This window comes from Paracholeplasma vituli, from assembly GCF_025446935.1.
Lineage (GTDB): Bacteria > Bacillota_I > Bacilli_A > Acholeplasmatales > UBA5453 > Paracholeplasma > Paracholeplasma vituli.
The window spans coordinates 91,095-110,351 of record NZ_JAOEGN010000004.1; the positions used below are offsets into that span (position 1 = coordinate 91,095).

Genomic DNA, 19,257 nt, shown 5'->3' on the forward strand with positions numbered 1-19,257 from the left:
AGTATTACATAGGAGATTTTTATGAAAAAAACATTTATTCTTGGAATAATGATACTTTTAGGGGCTTTACTTTTGATAAAGCCCTCCCAAGAAGTACAAGCATCAAATCCATCCACTATATCTTTTTCGATGGTAGAATCTACAACTGGAAAATCACGACTAACCTTAGCAGAACTCAAGTCTGCTGTAGTTAATACTTATATATCATTTGATATTGTCGCAACTGCTATAGGTGAACCTCGAAAGATGAGTGCTTTCGCAGGAAATGTCGTATGGACAAACAATAAGTTCCTTTATAACAAAATTGAATCTGCTAAAGATCAATATTATGATGCAGATTTCGAAGAAAACCATGATGTCAACTTATGGAAAGATCCGTTCTTTACTGCCCAATCAGATAATGCAAGTGGACATAAAGTGGGTTTCGTTGGGGCTATTTACTCCCCGGTGAGCCCGACATTCCCTGATGTACCTGGATATGGTTTATCAGAGACAATTTCAACCTCAGGAACCAAGATTTTGAAAGTGACTTTTAGAATTACCAATACAAATTTAAACTCACTAACAACTTCGGATGTCATTGATTTTAGTTTTGTCATGGATGAGGCTGATTCCAACCATACAGCTTACGATATCATTAGTAAGTACGAATACCCTAAAACCACGATGAGTTTTAGTGGTTTCGTAACAGGGGAACCAATCACTGAGAAATCAGCTGATCTAACTGGTATCAGTTTAAAAGGTATTGGAAACACCGAGTATATCTCCGGTTTTTCTACATCAACGATTACATATAATCCGACATTAAGTTATCAAGATAGTTTGGATGATTTAACCCTTCTAACTACAAAAGCGAGCTCAACTGCAGTTGTAGATATTAAGAAAAATGGTGTTTCGATGGTCGGAAGTACAGTAGTTGGTCCTTTTGAGCACAACGACATTATTACTGTCAGTGTAACAGATGATGACTTAACTAAAGATTACATTATTCAAGTAGCTGTGTTACCACCTTCTACAAATAATAATCTAGCATCACTTACTACAAGCAGTGGGTCATTATCGCCAGTATTTGCACAAGGTACAACCAGTTATGTACTAGATTTACCTTATGCAATAACTTCAACTACGCTATCAGCTACACTCTCAGACTCAAAAGCCAGTCTCAAAATAAATAACATAGTTCGTAGCAGTTTGAGTCTTTCAAACATCGCTGTTGGGGATACAATAGTTACTTTTTCAGTGACCTCAGAATCACTCGTTACGAAGATCTATACCGTAACAGTAAGACGTCAAGTACCGTCTTCTAATACCGATTTAACATGGTTGAATGTCAACGGTGAAAACGTCTATTTAGACGGTGAAACGAGTTTCTCTAAGACATTATTGGAAACCCAGACATCCTTTCAACTCAACATCAAACCCGAAGAAACTACTGTAAAAAAAATCGAGTATAGTACCAATGGTGGGACCTCCTATAACACCATTGGACAAGCTGTAAACTCGACTTCATTTACCGTTTCTAAGGGCCAACAAATCACATTTTCCATTCGTGTGACTGCCCAAGATGACACCATTCAAATATATCAGTTGTTGGTCGAAAGGCCCCTATCTAGTAACACTGAAATCAAAACTTTAACTGTAAAAGAAGGCCAAACAACCTATGAAATTGCCAAAGTAGGATCTGTGTATACCTATACGCTTAAGGATGCACTATCTAAAGAACTGTTACTAGATGTCATCGGTAAAGAAACAGGAACCACCTTTGAAGTATATAAAGATGGTACTTTAATCGATCCATTAGTGTCGATTGATGGTATATTAGCGGGCACACATACCTACACTATTAAAGTGATTGCTGCTAACGGGGTTAGTTATACTGAATACACCTTTAACATCATCAAAAAATCGAGTGAAAAAGACATCATCGATTTAAAACTTTATGACGTTGGTGATAATTATGCGGATTTGGGTGGTTTAACCTTTAATTCAATAACTCAAACCTATTCAGCATCGCTTCCATTCTCAATCAAACAAATCCAATTGGTATTGACCGCTTCCGAAAAAGCGCTCATCACCAGAATCAGTGGGATTACTATCAACAATGGTGGTCAAAACACCATTAACGCCGTGCACAACTATACCTTATTTACTGCTGAAATGGCACAATTGGTTGTGCGTGTAACCGCTGAAGATGGTTCTATCGCGGAATATACATTTACAATCACTAGAGCAGCGGCTTCTACAGAACGTAGTCTTGATGAGTTCGCAATCAACGGGCAAACCGTGGATGGGTTCATCCCAGGACAACCGCCAATCAGTGGTGGATATGGAACTATCGTGCTACCAGGGACAACCACAAGTATTACAGTAGATGCTGTAGCGAAATCCACTCTCGCAACCATTACTTATAATGGATCTGATAATCCAAATATCAACTTAGTTAGAGGGGTCAAACAAACCATTACAGTTCGAGTAACTGCAGAATCTGGTATGTATTACGAGTATAAAGTCGATGTGATTGCTGCTAACACAGACAATACCATCAGTAATATCATTATTCGTGATGCGAACGGACAACCGTTGGCTTTATCATTTGCTCCTGAAACAACAACTTATACCTTATCTGTTCATTTTGCTATTTCCATTGTGAATATTCAAGTGACAACTCCGAATTTATCATACTCTGTGGTTACTACAGGAGCGGACAATTCAGGGAATCGCTTAATCAATACAGGCTATAACAAAATTGTCATTTTCGCTACCTCTGAAGCGGGTACTAAGGGTGTTGAATATACCGTTGAAATCACTCGCAATGCAGCGCGAACGGACAATAACTTAACCTCACTCACGATTTCATCGAGCGGGGCTTCGAATCATGGACTCACACCGAACTTTATCGCTTCACAAACTAATTACGATCTTCGCGTTGATGATATTATCTCAGGTGTAACCGTGTCAGCTAGTGTCAACCCTGATAATGGTGCATCGATCATCAGTGGTAATGGTTATCATCCACTAACCTCTGGTCAAATCACACCCATCCAAATCGTAGTTGAATCCGAAGCGGGTGTCAGAAAGACTTATACAGTCAATGTTAAACGTGCGAATAACGATTATGCGTTAAGCCAAATTACCATTGCAGGTCAAACCTACTTAGTCAGCAGTTTTGATATAAACCAAGTTTTACAGCTTTCAACCGCTCCATATAGCGATAAATCTTATTTAGTGAACATTATTCTAAATGACCCAAATGCGTCCTATACCGTATCATCAAATTACGCTCAAGGGGTTTGGACCTTATCAGATAACATCAACGAGCTTGTCATAAACGTTCGTGCTCAAGATGGAACTTTAAATCCGAAACCTTATATCATCCGAATCAATCGTACACCCGCTGATGTAACTAAAACACTTTCTAACCTAGAAGTGAAAGTTGGGTCAGGTGCGAATATGTTACTTGGATTCAATGAGTCTATTTTCGGTTACACCCTTCGTGTGGACCGTAGTGTTACTAATGTCAGCATTACACCGACACTTAAGAGTAATAAATCCACCTATGAAATTTCACCGGATTTGTCTACGCCTCTAAATTTAACACCTTCAAATCAAACACTTTATCGTATCCGTGTTTACAATGAGGCCAAAACGGACTTTACCGATTATACAGTAACGATCATTCGTGCAGATGATACCCACCAAATCACAGGGATTACTGCGAATCGTGGAAATGCATTTACATTTAATGCGACGACTTTAACCTATGATTTAGGGACAGTCCCATTTATCATCAAAGACATTACCTTTAACATAACCAAGCCATCCACAGCCTCCATTAAAATCAATGGCTATGAAATGACATTTCCATATAAATTAACCCTTGAACAAGGTAAAAACGTATTTGAAATTCAAGCGTTCAGTGAATACGGGAACAGTGGTGATATCTATGTATTCGAAATCATCCAACAAGCACCAAGCACAGACGCAGGATTGGTTGATTTATTGGTCAAGACCGGTTCAACGATATTGATTAATGAGGCTACACCCATTGCGAATAACATCTATAAAGTAAGAGTCGATAATCCAATTTCATTTGTCGACATCACCTACGCAAAATCCAATGTGAATGCTTTAGTTTCGATATCTCCAAACAATGGGGGTACCCTGAATCTAGGTGTCAATAGCTTTACCATTGTTGTTACCGCAGAAGATGGCATTACAGTCAAATACTATCGTATTGAAATCACACGTGGAAATGACAATAATGATTTCCATGACGTGACCATCGACGGTGTTCCATTAGTCGATATTTCGACCTACGATTCTTTAACCAATACCTATACCTTAAATAGTGCATTTCCTTTTGATAAAACGACGATCTTAATTGACGCTGTTTTAGAAGATAGTTTCGCATCTTTATATGGTATTGGGTCTAAAAATCTTAACTTTGGTACCAATACTTATAGCATTTATGCGGTTTCAGAAGTTGGCACTAAATCCACTGTATTAAACATTAAAGTCAACCGCACTAATCCAAATACAGACTCAAAACTGGATGGTTTATCGGTTCAAGGACTTGCATTTGATGGGGTTGTGTTTGATCCTTATTTAACCACTTACACCATCACTTTGCCAACCTCAGACACGAGAACTCAAATTCAAATTCTCGCAACAGTAAATGCCGTACCTGGAAACATGAAGAAAATTTCTGGAGATGTGGGCATTAAAACCTTACCTACTACTTCAGGATTCAGTGTTCAATATGTGATTACTGTCACAGCAGAAGACCAATCCACCACACAGTACACAATCAATGTGTTGAAAAATACGACGGTTTCAACTGATGCTTCGTTAGACTCTGTCGAAATCGATGGTGTATCCATCCCTTATAGCAGTTTTACGGGTAATATTCTCGAACTAGACCCTGTATTATTCTCAAAGAAAAACATCGAAATTACAGTCAAACCTACTAGTGATAAAGCCACAGTCAGTGGACAACAGGGTATTAGAACTCTAGTCAATGGGATCAATAGCTTTAAATTTAAAGTGATTGCTCAAGATGGCGTAACAGGTTCAACTGTCGAATACGAAATTCGCTTTGTTCGTTTAACAGCCAGTACAGATGATACACTTAAATCCTTAAACCTAATTCATAACGGTCAATCGATTCTGACAGGGTTTAATCCATTAACCAATTCGTATACGTTATCCATTGACCGGTCTAATCCAGAGATTGATCTTCAATTTGAAGTCAATCACTTGGGTCAACGTGTTACAGGTAATACTGGTATTCAAACTTTAATACCAGGTATCGATAATGTATTAAAAGTCTTTGTAGAATCCGAATCAGGCAGCATTCGTACTTATACAATCATCGTTTCGGTTAAAGACACTGATAATACAATAGAAGAAATCCATATCGATGGGATCGATCGTTTATCCGATTTTAATAACCAATCGTTGGATTTAGGTTCAGTCGCTTACGCGATAAATCAAATTCAAATCTCAGCCTTGAGTGGTACTTATGCAGTCATTACAGGTAATGGGACCTTTAACTTATCTGTCGGATTCAACACGTTAAAAGTTTACGCTACATCCGAATCCGGTGTAAAAGGTACTGTTTTTACCATAACAATTACGCGAAACCCAATGGATAGTAATAATAAAATCGATGATCTTTATGTTACAGATGGTTTGAACACACTTCCATTTGATGAAGGTGCATTCGTTTCAACAACGAAGCAGTATACCATTACACTACCTAAATCGAATACATTAACCAAAGTGACTGTTGTCGCAACCCCAAACAATCCAAACTACATCCCAACAGGTGTAGGTGAAAAAGTACTACAAGTAATCAGTGGTGTTGTCAATCAAACGCTAACAGTCAGTGTTCAATCTGAAGATGGTCAAGTGAATACATACACCATAAACATCATTCGTGAAGCCAATCCGATTTTAAGTAGTGACTATCAAATTAAGGATGCACAAATCCTTGGGAAGTCAGTGAACTATTTATTAACGTTTAACACGAATGTAGCTAAACAAACAGCGATCACAGTTCCATTTAACGTGGATGTGGTCCAATTAGCATTAACCATCGCAGATAAAGCAACTTTAGTCGACAACAACAACTTTAAGAACTACAACATTACACCTGGTCAAACCATTACGATTACATTCCAAGTACGTGCTGAAAATGGTGATCTTGGCTTACGTTATGAAATGGATGTAACACGAGAAGTGGGATCATCAAATAATACTTTAGAAGCACTAACCATCGAAATTGATGGTGTACTTATGACCTTAGACCCATCCAAACTGACTCAACGTGTAACAGTTGGTTCAAATGCGAACCTAATCAAACTAGATGGACAAATTCCGGCCACTGCAAGTGTCATTGGGTTTGGTGAATATAGTGTCAATGATAGCCCATTTGTTATTACAGTAACTGCCGAAAATGGTGAAAAGAAGAACTATATTGTACAGATAGATGTTTTAGATGAAAACAACACAGTATCCGAAATTCGAGTGGACGGGATTGACAAACTCGCAGACTTCACCAATGAAATGCTTATTGTCAATGTACCTTTTTCGAAGACAACCTTAGATATTGTCGCGATCCCTGAAAGCGTAAAAGCAGTCATTACGGGTAATGGACAAAAGACACTCGTCGTTGGTGTGAACACATTTAAAGTATACGCAACCTCACAAATGGGTCTAAAGGGATTAGAATATACCCTTATCATCAACCGTGCGAACCCGGATTCCAACCATGCGTTTACACAAATTAAAGTCACCGATGGCAATGAAACTTTACCATTTGTAGAAGGTCTATTCACCCCCTTGACCAAATCCTATCACGTCGTTTTAAGCCCGGAATCCAATTTAACAGCGATTGTCATTGAAGCTTCACCAAGTAATCCACTGTATTCTGTTACAGGTGTGGGTGTGAAGACTTTACAAATCGTTAAAGGTGTCATTCAAATGGAATTTGTGGTTTCAATAACAGCCGAAAATGGCGACATCAACTCGTATACGATTTATGTTGATAAAGAAGCGAAGCCACTCCAATCGGATACCGAAATTCAATCCGTGAGTTTAATCGGCAACGGCTTTAACTATCTATCTGATTTTGATCCACTCAAAGCGCTTCAAAACAAGATCACATTGCCGTATGGTACAAACGCTGTTCAATTAATCGTTGGTTTACCTATTGGTGCGACTCTTGTTGATCAAAACAACTTGAGGATGATCTATTTCACCCCTGGACAAATCCAAACGATCGAATTCCAAGTACGTGCTGAAAATGGCAACTTGGGTTTAAGATATCAAGTTGAAGTCGAACGCAGTTTACCACGTATCGAAAATACTTTAGAGAGCTTATATGTCATCATAGAGGGCGTCAAAACCGATTTAGATGTCAATAAACTGATTCATACCTTAACCACCAGTAGCCTTTCCTCAATTACCATTGGTGGAGATATTCCTGAAGGCGCTGTAGTCGCTGGATTTGGTACATTCGGTATTAAACAAGGCCCATTTGTCATCAGCGTTATGGCAGAAAATGGTCAAACTAAAAACTACATTATTACCATGAATGTTCAAGATGACAATGCCTTAATGAAAGAAATTCAAATCGATTCAGTCAATCGTATCGGTGAATTTATCAATGATAAACTGACACTGGTAGTACCTTATGAAAAAACATCGATTAAAATGAATGGGATTGCAGAAAGTCTAGAAGCAACTGTCACAGGTAACGGCACATTTAACTTGAATGTGGGTTTAAATGCCTTCACCCTTTACGTAACTGCAGAAAGTGGTTTAGAAGGTACATACTATGTTGTTGAAATTACCCGTGAACATGCGGATAACAATGCGTATTTGAAATCCCTAATAGTTAAAGATGTATTAACCAATACCATATTGGATTACGCACCTGTATTCAATAAGACTGGTCTTTATTATGCGCTCGATTTAACAGCCTTACCAAGTGTCGGTGAAATTGAGATTTTGGCGGAAGCAGATAGTCTAAAATCAGTGGTAACTGGCACAGGCATATATACTTTAAAAACACAAACTGGCGTGTCCACTGAACGTTTTACAGTTTCAGTCAAAGCTGAAGATGGGACAACCTTAACCTATGAATTAGTAGTCACGCGTAATGTGTTACCAGAAGATGATGTCACCATTACGAATTTATTCGTGATTGGGAATGATACCATAACCTACTTAGGTACCAATACCGAAAGCTTAAATACCTTCTCGAATACCACACTAAACTACACGATTACGGTGCCATTTGGATTAAAGACCATCAATTTTGTCGCAAATAACGCCAATGGTGGTGTAGTCAGTGGCACAGGTATTTATGCATTGGATGCTGATTACACAAAACCTACGATTCTTAGTTTCTTTGTCACCTCAAAGAGTGGAAAAATCTCTGAAACCTATACTGTAACCATTGAAAAAATGGCACCGGATAGTAATAACGATCTATTGAGTTTACTCATCAATAATAAGCCATTAGAAGGCTTTAGAGCAGACACGCTTTCTTATCAACTACAACTGAATCATGAAACCAACACAACGATCGCCTTCGCTGCATCTGCCTCGAGCACTAAAGCCAAGGTTTCCGGTAATATCGGAACATTTGATTTGTTACATGGTAAGAACACATATTATATTTACGTTGAATCTGAGGAAGGCATCGTTAAAACCTATACGGTTGTTGTAGATGCATTATCTTCACTTAACGCTTTGTTAGACTTAAGTGTTAAGAACTTTAGCATCACACCTGCCTTTAATGCCAATACAACCAATTATCAACTTACAGTACCTTATAACCAACAAACCATTGAAATTCTGGCATCTACACATCCTTATGCAAAACTTCAAGGGACAGGGCTGAAGTCATTATCAACGGGGTCTAATGTGTTCGTTGTATACGCGGTTGCAGAAAATGGCAACATCGGAACACAGTATCAAATCACCGTAGACCGTAGTCAGGCTAGTAGCGATACGACATTATCCAACTTAGTCGTTAAAACGGCTAAAACAGGAGATACGATTGCATTCTCACCAGGATTTAACCCAACGACTCGAGAATACGTAATCCAAATTCCGAGTGGTACCTCACTCAATATGATTTATATTGAAGCAATCGCAAATCACAAAAACGCCATTATTAGTGGCGATGGTAATCGGATATTAAACGCACTTGTTAATGGCGAATACCACACAGTCATCCAAGTATTGGTCATGGCTGAAGATGGTTCTGTAGGGACTTATACAATTAGTATCTACCGTTCTGTTGAATTGAATAAAGATGTCACGATAAGCAAACTTGAACTGGTTTCTAACTTAGGTATTCAATACTTAGGAACAAGTGGTGCACTTGTTGATTTTGATTACTTAATTCAAAATTACACGATTGAAGTACCCCACAATGTCACCTCAATAACACTTAATATCCAAACACTTTCAGCTACCATTTATGGTACAGGTACAAAAGTATTTGGTAGTCAAACTGAACTTATCTTTGAATTCTATTTAGTCTCTCAAGATGGCAGTACTGAAAGCAATCATTACACGATTACAGTGCGAAAACAAACAGCAAACGCCGATAATTTACTCAGTGATTTATCGGTTGACTTAAAGACCATTCAAGGTTTTAGTCCGACCCAATATGCTTATGAACTTACCATCCCAACCGCATCAAAATCAACATTAAGCTTTGGTGCTATCGCGAATGACCCAGCTGCATCCTTATCAGGTGATTTGGGTACGAAGATTCTAACAGAGGGGAAAAATATATTCCATGTCCATGTCATCGCCCAAAATGGTACTATTCAAACCTATACCATCGTTGTGAATTATGTTCAAAGTAATGCCTTACTTTCCTCACTACTCGTAAAACTGTCCACATCGACTATTTACGATGATACGAATGCGGTTATTTTGGAAAGCTTAACCTTTACACCAGGTGTAACCGATTATTTACTCCAAGTGGATAAATCCTTCGCATCCGCACGTGTTACTGGGTATGCGCAAGACCAAGCAGGGGCTCAAGTCATGGGCTTTGGTAACTATCAAATCGTAACCGATGAAACCGAAATTCGCATTTTCGTGAAATCAGCGGATGGTAGTGAATCCTTGATGTATCGTGTACGACTAGTTAAGAATGCAATACCATCAGCAAACGCACAATTGAAGTCACTATCGATTGGTGGTTATGGTATCGCATTTGATCAAAATACGTACCATTATCAAATTAAGTTAAATCCGAAAACAGATAGTTTAAACATGAGTGCTGAAACATTTGACCCGAATGCGAAAGTAGAACTCCTTGGGTACACCAATGGCAATGCCTCGCATCAACTATCCACCTCCATATCCAATGTACCATCTGGTGAAAATACGTTGATCATTCGCGTAACTGCCGAAAATGGTAATATCAATTACTATTATCTATCGGTTGCGAAAGAAGCACAAACCGATTACTTATTAACGATTTTACTCGTCCTTACTGTAATGATGTGGATGGTAACGGTCGTATTCTTCTTGGTTAAGCAATCAAAATCGAAGAAGAAATCCATCTATCAAAGAAATATCATCTAGTTTCTATGCATACCGGGTGGGACCCACCCGGTTTATAGAAATTACTATAGAAAGCAGGACCCTATGCAACTATTCAGTAACGCAACAAACACACTGTTTCTCTCATTATTATTCGTAATCGTGCCCACAACATTTGTTATAGTTCTATATTTAGGGATTCGAAAGCTCAAGAAAGAACATGCCATTCAAAAATTCGATGTTTTGAATGATGTGGTCAAATTAGATGAATTCATCGAATACACAGAACATCGACTTAAAATGCACCCTGACAAATGTCATTTGCTAGGATTGCTCAGTTTAGATGATTTCGATCAACTCTATGAGCATTTGACAGAAAAACACATTCAAGCCTATCTTCAAAGTGTCGGGAAACACATCCGAATGAATTTACCGAAAGGTGGTAAATTGTGTCAAACCAAAGAACGAGAAACATTTCTAATCTATATTCCTGTCTTGGAGGATGTACCGAACATCGCAGCCTTAGAACGCATTCACAAAGCTTCCTCTAAACGGGCTTATTTGGATAATCAACTCAAAGTTGTCAGAGCGTCGACGTTAGTTTACACCTTAAAAACGAATGAAAATGAAAAGTTCAGTCAACTCTTTAGCCAATTAGAAGACATGCTTTATTATTGTAAACGGCAAGGTGGAAACACCCTAACAAAGTTTGACCCATCGATTGATTTACGTTCGATGAATACCGTACGCTATAAGGAAATGAAGGATGCGATTAAAAACAAGCGCTTTGAATTCACGTTTGAACCCTTTTATGGATTCATCGATGAAAAAATTTATGGGTCCTCTGTATCCATTCATTATAACGATACATCACGTAAAGGTTTAAGCATTACCGAACTCATATTACTGCTAGAAAGTTCTAAAGATATGGTTTGGTTTGGTAAATGGCTTATTGAAAAAGCCATTGAGCAGAGTCTAAATGTCTACAGTGCCATGCACAATGAATCCTACTACACTGTAATCCCAATCGGTCTCCAACAGCTTGAGAGCAATGGATTTGCTCATTTTATGGAAACCCTCTGTTTAAAATATCAAATTCATCCCTCGAAATTGATTTTGGATTTAACCAATCCAAGACCGAGCTTATATCAAAATGAGTTTGATCAAAACCTACACTTACTTAAAAAAATGGGTATGGGCTTAATTATTCAAGTTGACGCCAATGAACTCGTCTTTAAACAGCATTATCAATTGATTAAACCGACCATTTTAAAATACGATATTTCATTGATCGAACGTTTAGAATCGCAGGGTTGGATCAAGCAATTCCTCCAAGAATTTAAGAGTGTCGTCACGAATGTGACAACTAAACAACACTTAGAAATATTGAAATACTACAATATTACATACGTTCAAGGCTCTTTCTATGGAAAGAAAATCGATGCGGATGATTTATTAAACATCATCAGCTTAAATCGTTTGTCTTAAGCGGTAAAGGAAAGAAAGGGTTATTATGGAAAGATATGCACAATGGTTCATCGATTTTGTCTTAGAATGGACGAGACGACTCGGTTCCTTTTTCACTGAGATTTTTCGTCTTTTCAAATACACATTCTGGGATGTTTTAGTTAAACTTTATCAAGATTTTCGCACAGCTACTATGCAATTTACACCGATTGATTGGGGATTAGCCATTTTCTCATTGATTGTCATGACGTTGTTGTATGTAGGTGTATTTATTCTCTTTTATCAACTCATTCGTAAATACGTTCGATTCACAAAAATTGACAAGTCTAAAGAAGAACTCCTCTTTGAAATGAGCGTTTTAGAACAAAATATCTCAGCTATTTTAGATGAGAAAAACGCGATAGTAGCGCTCTCAAATGAAGCCACAACGAAAGAGACATCACAACCGATGAATGGATCTTCTAAACGGGTTTTAGATGTATCGAATCGTTTTCCAAGACTGACAAAGATTGATCAATCGTATCAATATAAACCACTTCAAGTCAAGAGTAATCTCGAGTTAGAAAATGTTTTATCTTTAAGCGCTCTCGTGGAACGCTTCATCAACTTCTCAGCATCCAACTTAAAACTCTACTATACCAAGAAAACCATCTCGATCTTTTTCGCAGGGATGGCCTCTTCAAAAACCATGATTCTTGAAGGTATTTCTGGGACTGGTAAAACCTCATTACCGTACGCAATGGGGAAATTCTTTAAACAGGAATCCAAAATCATTTCAGTCCAACCCTCTTGGCGTGACCGTTCTGAAATGATGGGCTATTTTAACGAATTTACGAAGAAGTTCAATGAAACCGACTTTTTAGCTGCTGTGTATGAAGCGACGTATCGAAATGATTTAAATTTCATCGTACTAGATGAAATGAACTTAGCGAGAGTAGAATATTATTTCGCTGATTTCTTATCCTTACTCGAAATGCCAAATCCAAATGAATGGCGCATCAACATTGTTCCAGTTCAGTACCCAGACGACCCAAAAAATCTAATTGAGGGTAAACTCATCATTCCTCAAAATGTCTGGTTTATCGGAACCGCGAACAAGGATGACTCGACCTATACCATAACCGATAAGGTTTATGACCGTGTCGCATCCATTGAAATGAACCATAAAGCCGTTGTTGTGAACGCACCATTGACAGAAGGTGTACACTGTACGTTTGAAGATTTCCATAAACTCATTCAAGAGGCGTTTATTCAAAAACCAATTTCGAACGATACAGTTTCTAAGTTGAAACAATTGGATGACTACATCGTTAGTAAGTTCAATATTGCTTTTGGTAACCGTATCATCAAACAGATTCATGCATTTATCCCAGTTTATGTCGCCTGCGGGATGAATGAAATCGATGGTTTAGATTATATTGTAAGCCGTAAAATCATCCGTAAGTTTGAATCCCTCAACTTGCCATTCTTAAAGAATGAACTCGTTGAACTCATCGACTATATTTACACGCTCTTTGGTAAAGAAACATTCCCTGAAAGCGTCGCGATGATTCAGACCTACATGCGTCAGTACTAATGGATCATGATGAAAAGAAAATACGATATTGAGTTATTTAATGAAATTACAAGGTCTCACATTGACGAGGCGGTCGATGATACCGAGTTTCCGCACCATGTATTGGCCTCGATGGCTGACGGTGAAACTGAATTTTCATTAAAACGCTTAACCAAAACCGTCAAGTTTGATGACTTATGGATTAAAGTTATTGAAAACTACATTCCGAGTTTAATCCGAATTACAAAGAATCTTAAATCCACCTTAAGATATGATGCCGATATCATCCCGATTGAAAAAACCAAACGGGTCGATGTCGATTCGATTAAACATTTACTAGCGAATACGCAATACATTCAAGAAATCAATGATCAGGATGAAGTGTTGCCTCAAAAACTACTCTCGAATTTATCTGAAATTGAATATGGGATTTATGAAAATAGATTGATTGCTTCCTTAATCCAACGCTTAAAGCGTTTCGTTGAACACCGCATTCAAGCGATGAGGAATCATTTGGATTCGGTTTCACAAGGTGAATTCAATGCGACCTCAAAATTTCTATTTGGGGAGACGAAATATACCGTTAAGCTTCAAATTGTAGAAGAATGTGATACGTTCGATGAAGAAACATTAAAGTATAACTTAGGTATCATTGAACGCGCAGAGGAACTCGACAAACATGTCAGTGCTTTATTGAATACACAGTTTGTTCAAATCATGAAGCGTTATCGCTTGGTAACGCCACCCATCATGAAAACCCAAATTATCCTAAAAAACCCTGATTATCGAAATGGGTATTTACTTTGGCTATTCTTAGACAAGAACAACCACTTTGAATTAGATTCAACGACGAATCCAACAGAAACCACATTCAAATCAAGATACCGTATGGAGATTGAACAACAATTATTGTTATTATTTACGATGCATTTGGCGAATGAACCTACGGAATACTTAGAGAATCCAGTGAATCTAGACGATGTAACTCCAAAGAATTTATCCAGCTATTTGCATAGCGATTCCGAATTTACAGCCGATACAGAATCTGAAATTATTCGGTATCTCGAACAGCTCACAGAATTAGAACGCAGCGAACATGATGTTATCTTAAATGAGAATGTCGTAGAAGAAACTACGCTTTATGAGACGATTAATCCTAACTTTCCGATTGACGATGCACCAATCGAAATGGATTTGGGTGCGATGGCATCATCGATTGAGACTGCAGTTTTAGACGAAACGTTCAAAGCAGATCTTGATAACTTAAACCAAAGAAGCCTCGACGCATTGAAGGACATGGAAGACTCAAGTGCTATCGAACTGAATTTAGAGGCGTTAAACGATCAACTGATTGATTTAGCTCATAAAGCCAGTCAAATCGGTATGATTTATGAACAGGCAATCACTTTAGAAGTAAAAGCACTTGAAGCCTACAAAGAAGCCACTCAAAAACTCATTGATCAAGCCAAAGTGGAAGCAAAAGTAACTTTAAAAGAAAAACTAAAAACGCTTGAAAAAATGTATCAAGACAGTAAAAAAGATGCACTTAAAGCGCTGGATTTACGTTATAAGAGTGAACTGGACGCGATACGAAAACAGCTTTCTACCAATAAGAAAAGAGCGGATGATCAGCTTTTGTTTAATGAGCGTGCTTTAAAACAAAAAGAAAAATTGCGTCTACATAACGCGAAACGCAATCTAACGGTCAAACTCGAAGATTCCAAACTCCGCCATAAGAAGAGTTTAGAAGAAAAAGTGCTCACACATAAACAAGCTCTCGTTGAAAGTCAAAGTAAAAACAAAAAATAAACCTTATACTATTACAAAAAGATGGTAGTTCAGAACTTTGAACAACCATCTTTTTAACTTAGAATTGCGCAAAAAAAACGCATACCAGCTCGGTACGCGTTTTCAGTTAGTCTAGTTGAATAATCAGATAACTATAAGGAATCAATGTAAAAATGTTGTTTTGGACTCGTTTTTGACTTTCGATATCATAACCGTAAACCGCTTGCGGTAGATGTATCGTATTGGTTTCTGGGGCGTTATTGATCATAAACATAAGATTCTTTGATCCACGTTTCTCATAGACAATTACATTTTTTGAATCGTCGTGGTGAATCCATCTAAAGTCACTAGAACCAAATGCATCCATTGACTTACGCCAACGAATCAATTGCTTAATTTGGGCTTTAAATTTATGGTTTTGGTGATTTTCATCCCATATCATACAGCGACGGTTGTCAGGGTCGTGGTCGCCAGTCATCCCGATTTCACCTCCATAATAAATCGTAGGTGTACCAGGGAATGAGAACATGAAAAGATAAGTCAAGAATGCAAGTCGGGTGTTTTCTTTACAGCGATGTAAAATTCGAGCCGTATCGTGTGAATCGACTAAATTAAACATGTTTTCTGTGATTTGTTGTGGGTAGGAAACCAATAACTTATTGGTCATTCTTACAAGTTCTCCAGCAGTAATTCTAGGGATATTCACATCAAATCCAAAGAATTGCCAAATCAAATAAATAAGTTCATAGTTCATGACCGTATCGATTTGATCCCCACCTAACCAAGGGAAGGAGTAGTCCCAGTTTTCGCCAAAGATGAATGCATCGGGTTTTGCTTGTTTGACTGTTTGTTTGAACGCTCTCCAAAAATCATGAGAAACCTCATTCGAAACATCTAATCGCCAACCATCAATATCATATTCTTCAATCCAGTAGCGCGCGACATCGAGTAAATGAGCGCGTGCTAATGGGTCTTCGGTATTCCATTTAGGCATATAGGGTGTAAATGCGAATGTGTGGTAATTTGATATTAAACCTCGGTGGTAAACGGGTTTTCCATCAGAGGTTAGATCAAAGTTGAGCATCGGCTCTGATTTGATAAAGAAACTGTTGTAGTATTTTGAGTTTTTGCCATGCTTGATGACATCTTGGAAGAAAGGGTGGTCATAACCACAGTGATTAAATACAGCGTCTAACACCACTTTAATCCCACGTTTATGAGATTCATCGACCAAACGTTTAAAATCGGCATTCGTACCAAAGGCAGGGTCAATCATTTTATAATCTGTCGTATCGTATTTATGCGAACTCGGAGCTTTAAATATTGGAGTGAAATAAATACCTGTAATCCCTAGATCAACCAAATAATCCAAGGATTCGATAATCCCTTCTAAATTACCACCAAAAAACATATGATTGGTGACTTTTTCAGCCGGAATACCCCAAGGATGGGTTGGCTTGTTATTCGCATTTCCGCTACGTTTAAAACGTTCAGGGAAAATCTCATACCAAATCGTATCTTTAACCCATTTAGGGATACGGATAATATCGGCTTCATTTAAATACGGAAAATTGAAATAGTTGAATAAGTTATAGCGTTTCTTTTGGTCAATATCATGGGTCAAATCATAGATTTCTCTAACACCATATAAATAGGCATCATCCAAAATAAAGGCGTATTTGATGCGTTTATGTTCAGGTTTAATCGCCGAAAAATAGTAGTCGTATTCGCTATCAGAGAAGCGTTTGTCCATCATTAAATCGTTTGCATTTTCGTGTTTCCATACCCATTTAGTTTGGGCTTCATCGATTGGTTCATAACGGAATGGATCACCATAGACCAATTTAATGGAATTGAAATCGTCTTTCGCAGTTCTCAACCAAATATGTAATGTGTCAGAGTCATAAGCATAAGCCATCTCAGATTTACTTTTATGTAAAAGGGCGTGTTTATTCATAAGTAACCTCACTTTATCAGATAGTTCTATTATACCGGATTTTGAAACGCTTTCATGGATTAGTTAGATGTAACGCATTACAACCTCTTTTTGGTTAATAAAGAAGGGTTATTATGTTATGATACCTATGATAATGAGGAGTGATGACATGTCATTTTACGAGAAAAAATGGTGGAAAGAAGCCATTGGCTATCAAATTTATTTAAGAAGCTTTAAAGATTCAAACGACGATGGTATTGGGGATATCCCTGGCATCATCGAAAAACTCGATTATCTTAAGGATTTAGGTGTAAATCTCCTTTGGATTTGCCCATTTTATAAATCCCCAATGGATGATAATGGGTATGACGTCTCAGATTTTTATGATATTTCTGAAGATTATGGTACTTTAGAAGATGCGAAAAAACTGATTCATGAAGCTAAACTAAGAGGGATTCGTATTATTGCGGACCTTGTTATGAACCAAACTTCAGATGAGCACCCATGGTTTATAGAATCAAGAAAATCAAAAGATAACCCTTACCGTGATTACTATATTTGGCAAAAAGGGAAAATCGTGGATGGCAAAGAAGTCGAACCGACCAACTGGGCATCGTTCTTTGGCGGGTCTTGTTGGCAAAAAGACGAACTTACTGGCGAATACTACATGAAGATATTCTCAAAGAAGATGCCTGATCTCAACTGGGCTAACCCAAACGTTCGTAAAGGGATGTTTGACATGGCAAAATTTTGGTTGGATTTAGGAATTGATGGGTTCCGTGTGGATGCAGTCGCACACATCGCAAGAAGTACTGAATTTGAAGATTCCACGATGGAATCGACTTCAAAATATAAACCGGACTGGCGTAAGTTCTCTAATTTACCCAGGTTACATGATTATTTAAAAGAATTCAATCAAGAAGTCTTATCAAAATACGATGTCATGACAGTTGGTGAAGTTGGCGGTGGTGCACTACCAACCGAAGCAATCGAATATGCTGGTTTAAATTCAAATGAACTCAACATGGTGTTTAATTTTGACCACAACTGGTGCAACAACGTTTGGGACTTGAAGAATCCAGAGGATCCTGTGATTACCAACTTAGCCCATATGAAAGATATGTTCGAAAAGTGGCAAACCAATCTTTATGGTAAAGCTTGGAACCCACTCTACTGGTTAAACCACGACCAACCCCGTGTGATGAGCCAATATGGTAATGTAAACAAACGTGTCTTATCTGGATCCATGCTCGCGACAGCCCTCTATTTCATGTGGGGAACCCCATTTATTTATCAAGGTGAAGAAATTGGGATGACAAACTACCCATTCAAAACCATTGATGACTTTAATGATGTATCGGTCAAGAACAGTTATCAAATCGCGATTTCAGAAGGACAGGATAAAGACCGTTTTATCGGATTTACGGCACATCGTTCTAGAGATAATGCGAGAACCCCGGTTCAATGGAAAAATGCCCCATGTGGCGGGTTTTCCACTGTAAAACCTTGGTTCCAAGTCAATCCAAACTATGTATCAATAAACGTTGAAGACGAACAAAAAGATCCACAATCCTTATTGAATTATTACAAGAAGGTACTAGCACTTAGAAAACACCCTGATTATATGGATACCTTTGTCTACGGAACCTATGAACAAGTTTTAAGAAAAGATACGACCGTTTATGGTTATATTCGTAAACAAGATAAGCATGTATTAGTCATTACAAATTTCTTCGATTGTAGCGTCGATGTGAAACTGGATTATCATGTTAGAAAGGTCTTATTGTCGAATTATAATGAACAACATTACGACTTAAAACACCTTCACTTAAGACCGTATGAATCCTTTGTAGTGGAACTCGAATAGGACTAAATCATTAAAAACGTAACAAGTATGAGAATAAGTTTGAAACCAAAAGTCCCTTTTAGAGGG

Annotated in this window: 6 protein-coding genes; 5 read left to right on the forward strand and 1 reads right to left on the reverse strand. The window is 37.9% G+C overall.

Features of this window, described 5'->3' with window-relative positions; genetic code table 11:
• The first annotated feature begins 21 nt into the window (after positions 1-21).
• From N7603_RS03085 to N7603_RS03100, 4 genes are all read left to right on the forward strand, one after another.
• Positions 22-10,620: a cadherin-like beta sandwich domain-containing protein gene (locus N7603_RS03085; RefSeq protein ID WP_262095874.1), complete on the forward strand. Its 10,599-nt coding sequence runs from the start codon at positions 22-24 to the stop codon at positions 10,618-10,620.
• Between the two features lie 63 nt (positions 10,621-10,683).
• Positions 10,684-12,066, forward strand: a complete 1,383-nt coding sequence (locus N7603_RS03090; RefSeq protein WP_262095875.1) for an EAL domain-containing protein — start codon at positions 10,684-10,686, stop codon at positions 12,064-12,066.
• 25 nt (positions 12,067-12,091) lie between these two features.
• On the forward strand, positions 12,092-13,621 hold the full coding sequence (locus N7603_RS03095; protein WP_262095876.1) for a hypothetical protein: 1,530 nt from the start codon (positions 12,092-12,094) through the stop codon (positions 13,619-13,621).
• Between the two features lie 6 nt (positions 13,622-13,627).
• Positions 13,628-15,409, forward strand: a complete 1,782-nt coding sequence (locus N7603_RS03100) for a DUF2357 domain-containing protein (RefSeq protein ID WP_262095877.1) — start codon at positions 13,628-13,630, stop codon at positions 15,407-15,409.
• 106 nt (positions 15,410-15,515) lie between these two features.
• Here the strand turns inward: N7603_RS03100 and N7603_RS03105 are convergent, their stop codons facing one another.
• A complete protein-coding gene (locus N7603_RS03105) occupies positions 15,516-17,345 on the reverse strand; it encodes a glycoside hydrolase family 13 protein (protein WP_262095878.1) in 1,830 nt (609 codons plus the stop codon).
• 148 nt (positions 17,346-17,493) lie between these two features.
• Here N7603_RS03105 and N7603_RS03110 point away from each other — a divergent pair, with 148 nt between their 5' ends.
• Positions 17,494-19,191, forward strand: a complete 1,698-nt coding sequence (locus N7603_RS03110) for a glycoside hydrolase family 13 protein (protein ID WP_262095879.1) — start codon at positions 17,494-17,496, stop codon at positions 19,189-19,191.
• Positions 19,192-19,257 lie beyond the last annotated feature (66 nt).